Raw genomic sequence first — 14,385 nt, 5'->3', positions numbered from 1 at the left:
TGGGCTCATGCGAGCGATCACGATTCCGGAGCCCGGTGGTCCCGACGCGCTGGTCTGGGCTGAGGTGCCCGATCCGGAGCCGGGCCCGGACGAGGTGATCGTGGATGTGCGGGCCGCCGGGGTCAACCGCGCTGACCTGCTGCAACGGCAGGGGCACTATCCGCCGCCGCCGGGCGCGCCCGCGTACCCCGGGTTGGAATGTTCTGGGGTGATCACAGTGGTTGGCGCGGAGGTCGCCGGTTGGGCGGTCGGGCAGCAGGTCTGCGCGCTGCTGGCCGGCGGCGGGTACGCGGAGCGGGTGGCGGTGCCCGCCGGGCAGTTGTTGCCGGTGCCGGCGTGTGACCCGGTCGACGCGGCGGCGCTGCCCGAGGTGGCCTGTACGGTCTGGTCGAACCTGGTCCAGGTGGCCCGGCTGGGCGCGGGCGAGACGTTGCTGGTGCACGGCGGTGGCAGCGGGATCGGCACGTTCGCCGTGCAGTTCGGGGCGGCTGTCGGTGTGACGGTGCTGACCACCGCGCGGGAAGCCAAGCACGCCCGGCTGCGTGAGCTGGGCGCGGCGCACATGATCGACTACCGGGAGCAGGACTTCGTCGAGGAGGTTCGGCGAGTCACCGACGGGCGCGGCGTGGACGTCGTCCTCGACATCATGGGTGGGTCCTACCTCGGGCGGAACGTGTCCGCGCTGGCCAACGGTGGTCGGCTCGTGGTGATCGGGATGCAGGGTGGGCGCAAGGCCGAGTTGGATCTCGGCGCGCTGCTGGCAAAGCGGGCGAGCCTCACCGCGACGTCGCTACGGTCCCGACCGCTCGCCGAGAAGGCGGAGATCGTCCAGGGCGTACGGGACGAGGTGTGGCCGTTGGTCGAGGCGGGCCGGATCCGGCCGATCGTGGACCAGCGGCTGCCGATGACCGAGGCGGCGGAGGCGCACCGGCGCGTCGAGTCGCACGATCACTTCGGCAAGGTGCTGCTCACCCGCCCGGCGGGCGGGGGCTCCGCCGTCAGCTGAGCACGCCAACCGGGTCAGCCGTCAGTTGAGCGAGCTTGCCAGCGTCGGGTCGTCGGTCGGTCGGGGCAGCACCAGCCGGGCGCCCGGGCCCTCGCCGGCCAGGGTGTCCCCCGGGTTGTTGAGCATGCAGCGCTGCAGGGACAGGCAGCCGCAGCCGATGCAGCCGTCCAGGTCGTCGCGGAGCTTGGTGAGCAGCCGGATGCGCTCGTCCAGCCGGCTTCGCCAGCTCGCCGAGAGCCGAGCCCAGTCCTGTGGGCTGGGGGTGCGGGCCTCGGGGAGCGAGTCGAGTGCCTCCCGGATCTCGTCGAGCGAGACGCCGACCTGCTGGGAGATCCGGATGAACGCGACCCGCCGCAACTCGGCGCGGGCGTACCGCCGTTGGTTGCCGCCGGTACGGTCGGCCCGGATCAGCCCGAGTCGCTCGTAGTAGCGCAGCGCCGACGGTGCCACCCCGGAGCGGGCGGACAACTCACCGATCGTCAATAGATCCGGCATCCCCAGGTCCTTGAGTTGAAGTGCACTTCAACTCACACAGTAGTGGCATGACCACCACACTGACCACCGACAGCAGCGCCCGACTGCCCGGGCTGATCCGGCGACTGACCGGCGACGAGAAACACGCGCCGAGCGCGCACTCCACCATCGACGTGCTCCAGGTGCTCTACGACCGGGTGCTGCGGGTCACCCCCGACAGCGTCGACGACCCGGAACGGGACCGCTTCCTGCTCTCCAAGGGCCACGGGCCGGCCGCCTACTACGCGGTGCTCGCCGCGCACGGCTTCATCCCGGACGCCTGGCTCGACGACCTGGCCGGGCCGGAGAGCCGCCTCGGCCACCACCCGGACCGACGCCTGGTGCCCGGCGTCGAGATCAGCTCCGGCTCCCTCGGGCACGGGCTCGGGCTGGCCGTCGGCACCGCGCTCGGCCTGCGCGCCCAGGGACTGCACAAACCCCGGGTGTACGTGCTGCTCGGCGACGCCGAACTGGACGAGGGATCCAACCACGAGGCGATCGCGTACGCGGGAGCGACCGGCCTGGACAGCCTCACCGCGGTCGTGGTCGACAACTCCTCGGCCAGCTACGGGTGGGCCGGTGGTATCGCCAGCCGGTTCACAGTCAACGGCTGGACCGCCGACACCGTGAACGGTCGGGACCACGACGCCCTGTACGCGGCGCTGACCGGACACCGGCCACGACACCCACACCTGGTGGTTGCCCGCACCGAGAGCAAGGGATGACCGACATGCGTACCGCCTTCATCGACACCACCACAGCGCTCCTCGACGAGGATCCGCGTACCGCACTGGTGCTCGCCGACATCTCGGCGAGCCAGTTCGCCCCGGTAGGACGCCGACACCCGGACCGGGTGCTCAACGTGGGCATCCGGGAGCAACTGATGATCGGTGTGGCCGGCGGGCTCGCCCTGACCGGGCTGCGTCCGATCGCGCACTCGTACGCGACGTTCCTGGTGGACCGGGCGTACGAGCAGATCAAGTTGGATCTGGAGCACCAGGGCGTGGGCGCCGTCCTGGTCAGCATCGGCGCGTCGTACGACGGGTCGGCGGAGGGCCGCACCCACCAGTCGCCCGGTGACGTGGCGCTCTTCGACTCTCTCGGCGACGGATGGACGGTCCGGGTGCCCGGCCACCCGGACGAGGTGAGGACACTGCTCCGCGACGCCGCGACCAGCGACGATCCGATCTACCTGCGGCTCTCCGAGCAGCGCAACACCGACGCGTACCCGGATGCGGCCCGGCTACGGGTGCTGCGGCGGGGCGGGGCGAACGCGCCGCTCGTGGTGGCGGTCGGACCGATGCTCGACCCCACGGTGGCGGCTACCGAGGGGATGGACGTGACTGTGGCGTACACCCACACACCGCGGCCGTTCGACACGCGCGGGCTCCGGGCGCTCGCCGCCACCGACGTGGTGCTGGTCGAGCCGTACCTGGCGGGGACGTCGAGCGCGGTCGTCAGCCGGACGCTGGCGGACGTACCGCACCGGCTGCTCGCCCTCGGGGTGGGTCAGACCGACCTGCGACGGTACGGCGATCCGGCCGACCACGCCCGGTGGCATGGTCTGGACGCCGACGGCCTGCGGCGGTCGATCAGCGCGTTCCTGGGGTCACTTGGCGGCTGAGACGGCGGGGCGGCGGCGAGCGCGCTCGCGCCCGAGGATCCAGATCGCCTCGACGCCGTCCTTCCAGGTGATCTTCTTGCCCTCTTCCCGGCCGCGCGCCCGGTAGCTGATCGGCACCTCGTACGGGCGGATCCGCTGGCGCAGCAGCTTGCCGGTCACCTCGGCCTCCATGCCGAAGCCGCGCGAACGCACGTCAAGCGACCGGTAGAGCGCCACCGGCATCAGCTTGAAGCAGGTCTCCAGGTCACCGATGTACGAGTTGAACAGCACGTTGGCCGCCATGGTGACGCCCTTGTTGCCCATCACGTACCAGAAGCTGTAGGCGCTGTGGCTGCCGAACGTGCGATTGCCGTAGACCACCGTGGCCCGCCCGTCGAGCACCGGGTCGAGCAGCTTCGGGATGTCCTGCGGGTCGTACTCCAGGTCGGCGTCGAGGATGACCATGTAGTCGCCCTCGGCGCTGTCGACAGCCGTCTTGATGGCGGCACCCTTGCCGGCGTTGCGCTGGTGGGTGATGACCCGCAGGCGGGCGTCGTCTGCGCGATCGAGGACCTCGCCGGTGCCGTCCCGGCTGCCGTCGTCGACGACGACCAACTCGATCTCGCAGGGGTAGTCCACCGCCAGTGCCTGCTTCAGGGCATCCGCGATGCGTTCTTCCTCGTTATAAACCGGCATGAGGATCGAGAGCTTCACGGGGATCTCCACGGTGGCGGCAACACGTCGGACATAGCCTAGCCTGGCTGGTTTGTTAACCACGTACCGCCACTGCGGGGCAGCCGGCGCGGCGGGCTCAGATCAATGGTGTTTACTTCCGCCATGTCGGCTGCCGGCTCCCTGCTCGCGGCGGTTCCTGCCGCCGCGGTGCTCCTGCTCACCGTCGCGACGAGGCCACGCGAGGTTGGCGCGGTGACACCGCTGCGGCTCGCCGTGGTGCGCGCCGTCCTACTCAGTGGGGCGTACGCGGTGCTCGTCGTCGAGGTGCTCGGTGCGTCGCACGCGCTGACCCGACAGGCGTTCACCGTCGCCTGGCTGCTCTTCCTGGCCGCGGCCGCGACGGCGGCCGGTCTGCGGTGGCGACGGGCGGCCCGCCTCGGGCCGGCGCCCGCCGCCGCAGCGGTACCGGTGCCGGTCGAGGCCGCGCCGGTGCCGGTCGGCGCTGTGGTGTCCGGCGGCAGCCCCGACGTTTCCCCCCAAACCGTCGAGCACGGTGAGCCCGACCCCGCGCCGGCCCGGGCCGGCCGAGGGCCGGCCGGCCTGCTCGCCGCGGCGGTCGACACCTGGCGTACGGCCCGACCGGGCGAGCGGCTCCTCGCCGGCACTGTCGGCGGGCTGGTCCTGGTGGAGTTGCTGGTCGCGCTGCTGGCCGAGCCGAACAACTTCGACTCGCAGACCTATCACCTGCCGAAGGTGGAGCACTGGGTGGCCCAGGGCGACCTGGACTTCTGGCCCACCGCCATCCACCGGCAGGTGACCATCCCGCCCGGAGCCGAGTACCTGCTGCTGCACCTGCGTCTGCTCACCGGCGGCGACCACCTGCACAACCTGGTGCAGTGGGCGGCCGGAGTGGTCTGCCTCCTGGTGGCCGCACGCATCACCGCGCAGCTCGGCGGTGGCCGGCGGGCCCAGTTGCTCACCGCGTTCGTGCTGGCGACCACCCCGATGGTGGTGCTGCAGGCGACCAGCACGCAGACCGACCTGATCTGCGCGGCGTGGGTGGCCTGCGCGGCGACCCTGGCGCTGGACGGGCTGCGCCGACGGACCGGCTGGGGCACGCTGCTCGGGCTGGGAGCGGCGACCGGGCTGACCGCGGTGACCAAGACCAGCGGCCTGATCGCGGTCGGCCCGCTGCTGGTGCTCTGGGGGCTGGCCCAGCTGAGGCTGGCCCGGACGGATCGATCGGCACCTACTGGTCCGGCAGCGGCCGGCGGGGGGCGGCGGTCCTGGCCGGTCGGCGGGCTGGCCCGCACGGTCGGCGGTTCGGTGCTGATCCTGGTGGTCGCGGCAGTGGTGGTCGGCCCGTTCCTGGCCCGGGTGACCGCCGAGTTCGGGCACCCGCTGGGGCCGCCCCGGCTGCGCGAGTCCATCCCGATGGAGCGGCACGACCCGGCGTCGATAGTGGTCAACGCGCTGCGGATCGGGCACACCGCGTTCGACACACCGCTGGCGCCCCTGCGTCGGGCCGGGGCCGACGTGATCATCAGCGGCGCCGAGGCGATCGGAGTCGACCCGCAGGACCGCGCGATCACCTTCGGCCGCGAACTCTTCCCGGAGCCGGCCTGGTATCCGGACGAGGACCGGGTGGCGTTTCCGCTGGCCGGGGCGTTGGCGGTGATCGGGGCGGTGATCGCGCTCGCCCGACCACGGCGGATCGCCCCCGAGCGGGCCGGATCACTGCGGGCGTACGCCGTGGTGGTGCTGACCGCCGTGCTGCTGCACACCGCGATGATCAAGTGGCAGCCGTGGGGCAACCGGCTGCTGCTCTACGCCGTGGTGCTCGCCGTGCCCCTCGCCGGCCTCTGGCTGGACGCACTCCTGCGCAACCGCGCGGGTGGGCGTCGTTCGGTTGCCACAGTGCTGGCCGTCACCGTGCTGGCCGCCTCGGCGCTGGCCGGAGTGCTCGCGCTGTCGTACGGCTTCCCGCGCCGGCTGGTCGGCTCCGGCTCGGTCTTCACCACCTCGGACTGGGACACCCGGTTCCTGCGCCGCCCGCAGTGGGCCGACGAGTTCCGCTGGGCGGCGACCGCGGTCCAGGACAGCGGTGCGCGACGGATCGGGCTGGTGCAGCAGAACGACAACTGGGAGTACCCGTGGTGGCTGCTGCTGCGGCAGCCCGACGGCGGCTCACCCGACCTGGTGGCGTTGCAGTCGGTGCTGCCGGAACGACCGCCGGCCGACCCCTCCTCGGTCGACGCGATCGTCTGCACCGGCACCAGGGCGGCCTGCGCCAAACTCGTCCCGGCCGGCTGGCGGCTGGAGTTCCGCGGCTACGTCGGCTACGCCCTGCCGCCGGGCCGCTGAGCCAGAACGCCGCCGCCGGGCCGGCGGCCCATCGCCGCCGGTTCAGCGAACCGCAGGCCCGGATAGTCCGATCCGGGCGGTTCTGCAGCCCGCGCGTAAGGACCTGAGGCGCATTCACATCTGTTGATCCGCACGTTACCGTCTGGTAACTCAATCGACGTCCCGCGATTGAGCCGAAAGGAGTGCGTCGATGCCTGCAATCCCCGCCAGGCCCGAACGCGCGACCCGACGACGGGCCACCACCGTCGTCGTCGCCGTTGCCGCTCTCGTCCTACCGATGCTCGCCGGACCAGCCACCCCCGCCAGCGCCGCCGACCGACCCACAGTCCAACCGCTCCCCGCCAACCTCGAAGCCGTCCGTGCCGCCGAGGCGACAGCCCTCTACGGCAGCCCGACGATCCGCCCGATCGAACAGCGTCGCACCGCGTTGATCACCATGGGTGACAGCGAGATCTCCGGTGAGGGGGTCGGCAACTACGTCCCCGGCACCCACCAGGACGGCAACTGGTGCGACCGCTCGTACGACCAGGCGGTGTTCCGCACCGGCATCACGTCGGACGCGCAGTACAACATCGCCTGCTCCGGCGCCACCCCCTGGAACCTGATCGCCGGCGGCCCGACCCAGCACAACGAGCTGAACCAGGGCGACTACCTGGGCATCAAGGCGCGCAACACGCACGTGAAGCTGATCTGGGTGGTGGTCGGAGCGAACGGTGACGGCACCATCCAGTTCGGTCCGGTCGCCACCGACTGCGCCATCCGCCGGGTCACCTTCCAGGGCGCCTGCTACCCCACCTACACCGACCAGTGGACGATCCGGACCGACGGCAGCCGGCAGGCAGTGGAGTCGGCGCTCACCGACATCCGGCAGACCATGACCAACGCCGGCTACCTGCTGTCGGACTACGAGTTGGTGCTGATGTCGTACCCGAGCCCCGGCAGCCCCGACGTGGAGGACAACCCCAACTTCCCCGGCTGGTACTCCGGCGGTTGTCTGCTCTACCTGGCCGACGCGGCCTTCGCCCGGAACAAGGCGGTGCCGATGTTCGAGTCGGCGCTGCGGTCGGCTGCGGCGAACACCGGCACCCGCTACCTGGACGCCAGCCGCCTCTTCCACGGCCACGAGGTGTGCACCGACAACACCTCGGTCCGCGGCCTCTACATCGAGGTCGGCATCTGGAACGAGAACGCCGCCCGCCAGTCGTTCCACCCCAACGCCCGTGGGCACGGCATGTTCGCCCAGTGCATCACCCAGTTCTGGAACTCCGGGCAGACGCGGGCCAGCTGCGTCGACCCGGCCAGCACCGGCGGTGGCGTGCTCTACCCGGGGCTGCTGGAGTTCAAGCAACTGCGCAACCTCGCCACCGGCACCTGCGTCGACGGCAAGGGGTACGACTCCCGCAACGGCACCGCGCAGCAGCCGTACTCCTGCCACGGTGGGCGCAACCAGGGCTTCTGGTACGACTCGGCTCGGCGGTCGCTGCACTCGGAGCTGTCCCACGACCGGTGCCTGGACGTCGCCAACAGCTCGATGACCGCCGGCACCGCTGTCAACATCTACGACTGCAACGGCACCGGCGCGCAGCAGTTCGTCTTCGCGGGTAACCAGATCAGGCCGGCGAGCGCCAACAACCTCTGCGTGGCGTTCGACAACCCGTTGCTGGGCAGCTCTCGCCTGCGGTTGGCGAACTGCTCCAGCAGCACCCGGCAGCAGTGGTCGTTCGAGGCTCGCACCGCCGCCAACCCGGTGGGCTACGGCCACGACGACTTCGTCGGCTCCCGCGTCTACTGATGAGGGAAGGGGCCCTGGTGTCGACCAGGGCCCCTTCGCTCACTTCGCGTGGGGAATGAGGACGAGCCGGGCCACTCCCTTGTCGCCATCCTTCGCGCCGGCGACGCCGAGCGTCGCGCCCACCTTGACCTCGCTCGGCTGCACGGTGGCCCGCCGCTCGACCACCCGCAGGTCGTCGCCGAAGGTCCAGGTCATTGTGAAGCCGTCGGTGGACTTGACGGTCATCGAGTCGCCGTCGATGGCAGTCACCTCGCCGCGCTGCACGGCGACGGTCTGCGTACCGCCGTCCTTCGTCTTCACCACCGCCTCACCGTGCAGGGTGTTCTTGCGCAGCAGCACGCGGGCCTGGCGGCGCTTGCGCCACTCCTCGCCGCGCTTCTCCCGGGCCTTCTCCTTCGCGCTGGGGGACGCACCCGGCGTCGGGGTGGCCGGTGCGGCGATGGTCCGCACGTCCAGGTCGTCGGCGTCGAAGCCCATCGCGGTCAGCGCCTGACCCTCGACACCCATGGCGGCGGCGACCTCGACGGCGACGTCCCGGGCGGGCTGGCTGGCCACCTCGGCCGCGCCGCAGCCGCTGACGCCGAGCGCGACAGCCGCGAGCAGTGCCGTGGTGCCGGTGGCGATACCCCAACGTGGCATGACTCTCCCTCTCGTCCGTGGAGCCCTCAGCCTTCCCGGGAACGACGAGCGGAGCGTCAGGCCGACGTTCGGGTCAGGTAAGGATCACCGGGCAGCCGGACGGTGAAGGCGGCACCGCCCTCCGGCGCGTGCCCGGCGGCGATCTCCCCGCCCAACCGGCGGACCAGCCCGGCGGCCAGCGCCAACCCCAACCCGCTGCCCACCTTGCGCACCCCCCGGTACCGCTCGTGCAGCGCGCCGCGTTCGAAGGCCACTGCCAGGTCGTCGTCGGTGAAGCCGGGCCCGCCGTCGCGGACCTCCAACACGCCGCCGTGCGCCGGGTCCGCGCCGGCCGGCCGAACCGCGAGCACCACCGGCGACCCCGGGGGTACGACCCGCAGCGCGTTCTCCAGCAGCCCGTCCAGCACCTGCCGGATCCTCCCCGGATCGGTGTACGCGGGCACCGGCTGACCGGGCGTCTCCACCCGGAACGGCACGCCCACCGCCGCGCACCGACCGGACCAGGTCGGCTCCGCGTCCACTGCCAGTCGGGTCAGGTCCACCGGCACCGGTTCGAGGGGGAAGTCGGCGGCCTCCAACCGGGCCAGTGCCAGCAGGTCACCGATCAGCCGGTCCAGGTGTTGGGCCTCCGCCAGCACCGTCCGACCGGTGTCCACCGTGTCGTCGGCACCGAGCACCCCGTCGGCGAGCGCCTCGGCGTATCCCCGGATCGCGGTCAGCGGGGTGCGCAGCTCGTGCGAGACGGAGAGCAGGAACTCCCGCTGTCGACCCTCGCTGGTGGCCAGCGCGGCAGCCAGCCCGTTCAACGCCTCGGCCAGGTCGGCGACCTCGTCCGGCGACTCGACCGGCACCCGGACGGCGCGGTCACCGGCGCGCAGACGTGCGGCGGCGGTGGCCGCGACCCGGATCGGCCGGGCCAGCCGACGGGCCAGCAGCAGCCCGGCCACCACACCGGCGGTCAACCCGGCCAGCAGCGGCAACCAGAGACTGAGCAGCACCCGGGCCCACAGCCCGTTGGCCAGGGGACGGGAGAGCACCACCCCGTTGCCGCCGGGCAGGGCCCGACCCTCGACCAGGGCCCGCGCACCGTTGACCGAGCGACGAGCCGACACGTTGCGGCCCTGCCCGATCCGCTGCACCACCCGCGGCGGCAGACCTGCCCGGTCGACCACCCCGCGCCGGATCAGGTACGCGTCGATGCCCTGGTCACGCAGTTGCTGGATGAGCCGTTCCTCGTCGGCGCTGCGACCCCGGTCGAGGCGGGTGCGCAGCACCTCGGCCGCGAGCCGGGCCTGGGCGGCGAGCGCCTCCTGCTCGCTGCGCTCCGCCCCACGGATCGCCAACGGCACCGCGACGATGGCGGTGACCAGCACCGACACCAGCGCCACCGCGCAGGTGACGAGCACCGCGCGGGCGGTCAGCGTACGGCCGAATCGGCCTCGTCGCGGTGCGGCCGGTGGGGTGGCGCCGACCACCGGCAGGGCCATGGTCGGCGACTCGACGTGCCCGGTGTGGTCAGGCATCGACCGCGTATCCAACGCCGCGATGGGTCCGGATCACGCTCGCCGGGCCGAGTTTCGCCCGCACCTGGGCGACGTGCACGTCCACCGTCCGGGTGCCGGCGTGCGCCGCGTAGCCCCAGACCCCGGCCAGCAGCTCCTCCCGGGTGAAGACCCGGCCGGGGCGGGCCATCAGGTGGGCCAGCAGGTCGAACTCGGTGGAGGTGAGCTGCACCGGGGCGCCGGCGGCGGTTACCGTGCGGCGGGCCGGGTCGAGCGTCACCGGGCCCACGACACGTGGTCGGTCCGCGCCCTCCGGGCCGCCTGCGGATCGACGCAGCACCGCGCGCACCCGGGCGACCAGTTCCCGTGGGCTGAACGGCTTGGTGACGTAGTCGTCGGCGCCCAACTCCAGGCCGACGATCCGATCCACCTCGTCGTCCCGAGCGGTGAGGAAGATGACCGGAGTCCAGTCGCCCGCCTCGCGCAGTCGGCGGCAGATCTCCGTGCCGGGTAGGCCCGGCAGCGCGATGTCCAGGACGCAGGCCACCGGGCGCAGCCGGCGGGCCGCGCTCAGACCGGCCTCGCCGTCACGTTCCAGGTGGACGCCGAACCCGTCCCGGGTGAGGTAGAGCCGGACCAGGTCGGCGATGGCCGGCTCGTCCTCCACGACGAGGACGAGCCCGCGATGCGGTGGTTCGACTGTCACCGGCCCATGATTGCCGACCCGGTGGGCTCGGCGCGATCGGTGCGTGTTCGAGTTCGGTAAAGGCGGGGCGACACCCGCTGAGGTGTCAGTTCACCAGGACGGGGCGAAGATCCCGGGCCGCGCGACGGCCGGTGTGTCACCGATGCTGGCGACGACCCGCGCTCCGGGCGGCCGCAGGCGGGTCCGGAACGCCTGGTTGAGCAATGCGTCGAGCTGCCAGACCTGCTTCGGGTGGCTGGTCCGGATCAGGAATCGCTCACGGATCCCGTCGATCGCGGTGGCCGCCATCTCGACCGACTGCAGCCGAGGGTCCGGGCTCCAGGTGACGTTGCTCAGCTCGCGCAACTCGGTGTTGAGGTGCAGGCGCAGTCGGTGCAGGAGGCGGGTCTGCTGGGTCACCACCAGGCGGCGGTGCGTGAGCAGTAACAGGTAGTCGCCGGTGACCGGGCGGTCGGGGCGGCTGCAACGGGTGACCAGGATGGTGGCGTCACCGGAGCCGACGCAGCGCCGGAAGACCGGCATGTGCCGGCTCACCGTCTGCACGGCCAGGCCAGCCTCTGCGGCGGCCGGGAGGAACGTTCGGGAGAAGACGTCCATGACCTGCCCAACGACGTCCTTAGCGGGGTGACGTGGGTCACGCGGGACTTTTGGAAGTTCCACGCCGCCTGTCGCACAGCCTGTCCGACTTCCGACTCCGACGGATCATGGTCAGGAGTTGGGCTGAAGTGGACTGGCGGCGAACAGCTCCTCCAGCCAGCCCGGGACCGCGTCGGCGTACTCGGCACGGGACTCCTCGGCGGTGTCCAGTGCTCGACGCCAGGACAGCGACCGGCTCACCGGCCCCAGGCCGATCGCCAGGTCGGCGGCCTCGACGAGGGTCCGGCGGTCGTACCTGTCGGTCCACGCCTCCAGGTACGCGTCGCGCAACCGAACCAGTTGAACGTCGTCGGCGGCGAGCTTCCTGGCGTGCCCGATGGAGCGCAGGGTCACCAGCAGCGTGCCGAACGGGTGCGCCACCGAGGCGTCACCCCAGTCGAAGTAGCGGTACCCGGCGTCGCCGGCGAAGACGTTGCCGTCGTGCAGGTCGTCGTGTTGCACGGTCGCCGGGATGCCGAGGTCGGCGAGCCGGCGGCACCGCTGCGCGTACGACGGCAGCTCGGCCCGCAGCCGCTCGTGCATCTCCGCACCGAGCCCGCCCTCGGCGCCGATAGGCAGCGCCTCGTGATCGTCGAGCAGCTCGACGAAGAGGCCGGCCAGCACCTCCGGACGCTGATCCGGCACACCCAGGGCGACCAGCTCGTCGGCGCGCGACGCGCTGGCCAGTTGCAGCGCCGCGTACCCCGGCAGCGCCCGCTCCCAGTGCGCCAGATCGGGGTCACGCGCCAGCACGTCACGTAACGACTCGCCACCGTCGGGCAGCAACGACCAGCCCTGCGCCGGGTCCACAGCGATCGGCGTCAGCACCCGGTCGGGCGTCAACTCGGCGAGCGCCGCGATCAGGACCGCCTCGTGCACAGTGCCCGGGTTGTTGACCTTGAACCAGACCGGGCCGTCGTCGGTGGGCACCCGCCACACCAGCGACCAGGGACGCACCCGGGGCTCCACCAGCCCGGTCACCCGGCGGCCGGCCCGGCTCAACTGCGCGTCGACCCAGGATCGGGCCCGCAGCTGCCACTGCTCGTTGGACCAGTCGGGGGCGTGCTCGCCGGCGATCGTCGTCACGCTGGCACCCTAGGTGGCCCTCCCGCGCCGAGGCGAGGAGTTTTCCCGCCCCGCGTCAGACCAGCTCGACGATTGTGGCGTTGGCCATGCCGCCGCCCTCGCACATGGTCTGCAGGCCGTAGCGGATCCCGTTGTCCCGCATGTGTTGGAGCATCGTGGTCATGATCCGGGCACCGGAGCCGCCGAGCGGGTGACCGAGGGCGATCGCCCCGCCACGCGGGTTGAGCCGCTCCGGGTCGGCCTCGGTCTCCGCCAGCCAGGCCAGCGGCACCGGGGCGAACGCCTCGTTCACCTCGTACACCCCGATCTCCTCAATGCCCAGCCCCGCGCGGCGCAGCGCCTTCGCGGTGGCCGGGATGGGGGCGGTCAGCATGGTGACCGGGTCGTCGGCGGCGACCACGGCGGTGTGGATCCGGGCCAGCGGGCGCAGACCGTGCCGGCTGGCCCAGTCGGAGGTGGTCACCGCGAGGGCCGCGGCCCCGTCGGAGATCTGGGACGCGGACCCGGCGGTCACCACGCCGTCGGCCCGGAACGGGGTGGCCAGCTCACCCAGCTTCTCCAGCGAGGTTTCCCGGCGGATGCCCTCGTCGGCAGCGAACTTGCCACCATCGGCGAGCGGCACCGGGGTCAGCTCCGGGTCGAACGCGCCGGCGTCCTGCGCGGCGGCGGCCTTCTCGTGGCTGGCCAGCGCGAACTCGTCCAGTTGGGTACGCGAGAGCCGCCACCGCTGGGCGATCAGCTCGGCCCCGACCCCCTGGTTGAACGGCAGCGGCGCGTCGTCGGCGAAGCCCTCGACGCCCCGGTACCGGGCGCGCAGCTGATCGCTGAACGGCATGCCGCCGGCCACACTGGAACCCATCGGCACCCGGGTCATCGACTCGACGCCACCGGCGACCACCAGATCGGCCTGGCCGGAGAGCACCGTCGCGGCGGCGAAGTGCACTGCCTGCTGGCTGGAGCCGCACTGCCGGTCCACCGTGGTGCCGGGCACCGTCTCGGGCCAGCCGGCGGCGAGCACGGCGTTGCGGGCGATGTTCCACGACTGCTCGCCGACCTGGGACACACAGCCCCAGAAGACGTCGTCGACCTGGGCCGGGTCGAGCCCGGTGCGCTCGGCGAGGGCGCGCAGCACGTGCGCCGAGAGGTCGACCGGGTGGACGCCGGCGAGGCTGCCCTTGCGCCGCCCGACCGGGGTACGTACCGCGCCGACGATGACCGCGTCACTCATGTTTACTCCCCGGTAACTTGGGCTGCCCCGATCCTACGTCGTCCGGCGCCCACGGCACTGCCCCAGACCCTTCCGTGTCGATCATGGAGTAGTGGTGGCTAGAAGCGCGAGGCTGCGATCCGGCGGACCGCTGGCATGCTGGGCGGGTGGATGAGATCTCCCCGGAACGGCAGTGGCGGGTCCCGGCAAGCCTGCCGGCGGCGAAACTGGCGGGCGCGGTTCTGCTGATCGCGCTCGGGCTGCTCTTCGCCGACGGCGACCCGGTGCGGTTGGCGCTGGCCGTCCTGGCCGCCGCCGCGCTGGCCGGTTGGGCGGTACGCGACCTGATCGCACCGGTCCGGTTGGCTGTTGATCCGACCGGACTCACAGTCATCCGCGGGTTCGCTGGTCGCCGACTGCTGCCCTGGCCGGCGATCGAGGCGATCACCGTGGACCGTCGACCGCGATTGGGGCTCACGTCCGAGGTCCTGGAGATCGACGCGGGCGAGTCACTGCACCTCTTCAGCCGCTACGACCTGGGCACCACCCCGGAAGAGGTAGCCGCCGAACTGCGCGCCGCCCAACGCTCCTGACACCCCGAGATCTTGGAAGGAAACCGCCCCTCTGGGGGCACCTTCCTTCCAAGATCTCGATCG

General features: G+C 72.1%; 14 protein-coding genes. 6 read left to right on the top strand and 8 right to left on the bottom strand.

The genetic code is table 11. The annotated features are described in order from the left end of the window. Window positions 1–7 precede the first annotated feature (7 nt). Complete coding sequence (locus tag IW248_RS25960) at window positions 8–1,006, top strand: NAD(P)H-quinone oxidoreductase (RefSeq protein ID WP_196929035.1); 999 nt, start codon at window positions 8–10, stop codon at window positions 1,004–1,006. A 21-nt stretch (window positions 1,007–1,027) separates the two neighbouring features. Here the strand turns inward: IW248_RS25960 and soxR are convergent, their stop codons facing one another. After that, the gene (gene soxR, locus IW248_RS25955; protein ID WP_124822468.1) at window positions 1,028–1,501 is read right to left on the bottom strand and encodes a redox-sensitive transcriptional activator SoxR; all 474 of its coding nucleotides are present in this window, start codon (window positions 1,499–1,501) and stop codon (window positions 1,028–1,030) included. Window positions 1,502–1,548: 47 nt separating this feature from the next. Between soxR and IW248_RS25950 the strand changes: the two genes are divergently transcribed. Both IW248_RS25950 and IW248_RS25945 read left to right on the top strand, forming a co-directional pair. Beyond that, window positions 1,549–2,244 (top strand): thiamine pyrophosphate-binding protein, encoded by a 696-nt coding sequence (locus tag IW248_RS25950; protein WP_124822469.1) that lies wholly within the window; start codon window positions 1,549–1,551, stop codon window positions 2,242–2,244. A 5-nt stretch (window positions 2,245–2,249) separates the two neighbouring features. After that, the gene (locus IW248_RS25945; protein WP_196929034.1) at window positions 2,250–3,143 is read left to right on the top strand and encodes a transketolase family protein; all 894 of its coding nucleotides are present in this window, start codon (window positions 2,250–2,252) and stop codon (window positions 3,141–3,143) included. Here the strand turns inward: IW248_RS25945 and IW248_RS25940 are convergent. Beyond that, on the bottom strand, window positions 3,129–3,836 hold the full coding sequence (locus tag IW248_RS25940) for a glycosyltransferase family 2 protein (RefSeq protein WP_124822471.1): 708 nt from the start codon (window positions 3,834–3,836) through the stop codon (window positions 3,129–3,131). The genes IW248_RS25945 and IW248_RS25940 overlap by 15 nt on opposite strands. A gap of 123 nt (window positions 3,837–3,959) precedes the next feature. On the opposite strand from IW248_RS25940, the gene IW248_RS25935 reads away from it, so the two are divergent. Continuing rightward, window positions 3,960–6,161 carry a glycosyltransferase family 39 protein gene (locus IW248_RS25935; RefSeq protein ID WP_196929033.1) on the top strand — a complete coding sequence of 734 codons (2,202 nt, stop codon included), beginning with the start codon at window positions 3,960–3,962 and terminating at the stop codon, window positions 6,159–6,161. Between the two features lie 190 nt (window positions 6,162–6,351). Continuing rightward, the gene (locus IW248_RS25930) at window positions 6,352–7,953 is read left to right on the top strand and encodes a ricin-type beta-trefoil lectin domain protein (protein ID WP_196929032.1); all 1,602 of its coding nucleotides are present in this window, start codon (window positions 6,352–6,354) and stop codon (window positions 7,951–7,953) included. A gap of 39 nt (window positions 7,954–7,992) precedes the next feature. Here the strand turns inward: IW248_RS25930 and IW248_RS25925 are convergent, their stop codons facing one another. From IW248_RS25925 to IW248_RS25900, 6 genes are all read right to left on the bottom strand, one after another. Next, a complete protein-coding gene (locus IW248_RS25925; RefSeq protein WP_196929031.1) occupies window positions 7,993–8,592 on the bottom strand; it encodes a hypothetical protein in 600 nt (199 codons plus the stop codon). A gap of 56 nt (window positions 8,593–8,648) precedes the next feature. After that, window positions 8,649–10,115: a sensor histidine kinase gene (locus IW248_RS25920; protein WP_196929030.1), complete on the bottom strand. Its 1,467-nt coding sequence runs from the start codon at window positions 10,113–10,115 to the stop codon at window positions 8,649–8,651. Continuing rightward, entirely contained in the window at window positions 10,108–10,800 is a 693-nt protein-coding gene (locus IW248_RS25915; RefSeq protein WP_124822475.1) for a response regulator transcription factor, read from the bottom strand. Before IW248_RS25915 ends, IW248_RS25920 begins: the two co-directional genes overlap by 8 nt. Before the next feature lie 90 nt (window positions 10,801–10,890). Further along, the gene (locus IW248_RS25910) at window positions 10,891–11,397 is read right to left on the bottom strand and encodes a hypothetical protein (RefSeq protein ID WP_196929029.1); all 507 of its coding nucleotides are present in this window, start codon (window positions 11,395–11,397) and stop codon (window positions 10,891–10,893) included. A gap of 111 nt (window positions 11,398–11,508) precedes the next feature. Beyond that, the gene (locus IW248_RS25905; RefSeq protein WP_196929028.1) at window positions 11,509–12,522 is read right to left on the bottom strand and encodes an aminoglycoside phosphotransferase family protein; all 1,014 of its coding nucleotides are present in this window, start codon (window positions 12,520–12,522) and stop codon (window positions 11,509–11,511) included. Window positions 12,523–12,577: 55 nt separating this feature from the next. Then, the gene (locus IW248_RS25900; protein WP_124822478.1) at window positions 12,578–13,750 is read right to left on the bottom strand and encodes a thiolase family protein; all 1,173 of its coding nucleotides are present in this window, start codon (window positions 13,748–13,750) and stop codon (window positions 12,578–12,580) included. Between the two features lie 146 nt (window positions 13,751–13,896). On the opposite strand from IW248_RS25900, the gene IW248_RS25895 reads away from it, so the two are divergent. Continuing rightward, complete coding sequence (locus IW248_RS25895; protein WP_196929027.1) at window positions 13,897–14,322, top strand: PH domain-containing protein; 426 nt, start codon at window positions 13,897–13,899, stop codon at window positions 14,320–14,322. Window positions 14,323–14,385: the final 63 nt, after the last annotated feature.

Source organism: Micromonospora ureilytica, from assembly GCF_015751765.1.
Lineage (GTDB): Bacteria > Actinomycetota > Actinomycetes > Mycobacteriales > Micromonosporaceae > Micromonospora > Micromonospora ureilytica.
The sequence above is the reverse complement of the archived record's forward strand: the minus strand, read 5'-3'. Positions and strand labels throughout refer to the sequence as shown.

What these genes read in the sequence shown, in the direction of transcription:
- IW248_RS25960 (WP_196929035.1), top strand. Translation starts at nt 8, where the DNA reads ATGCGAGCGATCACGATTCCGGAGCCCGGTGGTCCCGACGCGCTGGTC.
- IW248_RS25910 (WP_196929029.1), bottom strand. Translation starts at nt 11,397, where the DNA reads ATGGACGTCTTCTCCCGAACGTTCCTCCCGGCCGCCGCAGAGGCTGGC.
- IW248_RS25925 (WP_196929031.1), bottom strand. Translation starts at nt 8,592, where the DNA reads ATGCCACGTTGGGGTATCGCCACCGGCACCACGGCACTGCTCGCGGCT.
- IW248_RS25900 (WP_124822478.1), bottom strand. Translation starts at nt 13,750, where the DNA reads ATGAGTGACGCGGTCATCGTCGGCGCGGTACGTACCCCGGTCGGGCGG.
- IW248_RS25930 (WP_196929032.1), top strand. Translation starts at nt 6,352, where the DNA reads ATGCCTGCAATCCCCGCCAGGCCCGAACGCGCGACCCGACGACGGGCC.
- IW248_RS25935 (WP_196929033.1), top strand. Translation starts at nt 3,960, where the DNA reads ATGTCGGCTGCCGGCTCCCTGCTCGCGGCGGTTCCTGCCGCCGCGGTG.
- IW248_RS25945 (WP_196929034.1), top strand. Translation starts at nt 2,250, where the DNA reads ATGCGTACCGCCTTCATCGACACCACCACAGCGCTCCTCGACGAGGAT.
- IW248_RS25950 (WP_124822469.1), top strand. Translation starts at nt 1,549, where the DNA reads ATGACCACCACACTGACCACCGACAGCAGCGCCCGACTGCCCGGGCTG.
- IW248_RS25920 (WP_196929030.1), bottom strand. Translation starts at nt 10,115, where the DNA reads ATGCCTGACCACACCGGGCACGTCGAGTCGCCGACCATGGCCCTGCCG.
- soxR (WP_124822468.1), bottom strand. Translation starts at nt 1,501, where the DNA reads ATGCCGGATCTATTGACGATCGGTGAGTTGTCCGCCCGCTCCGGGGTG.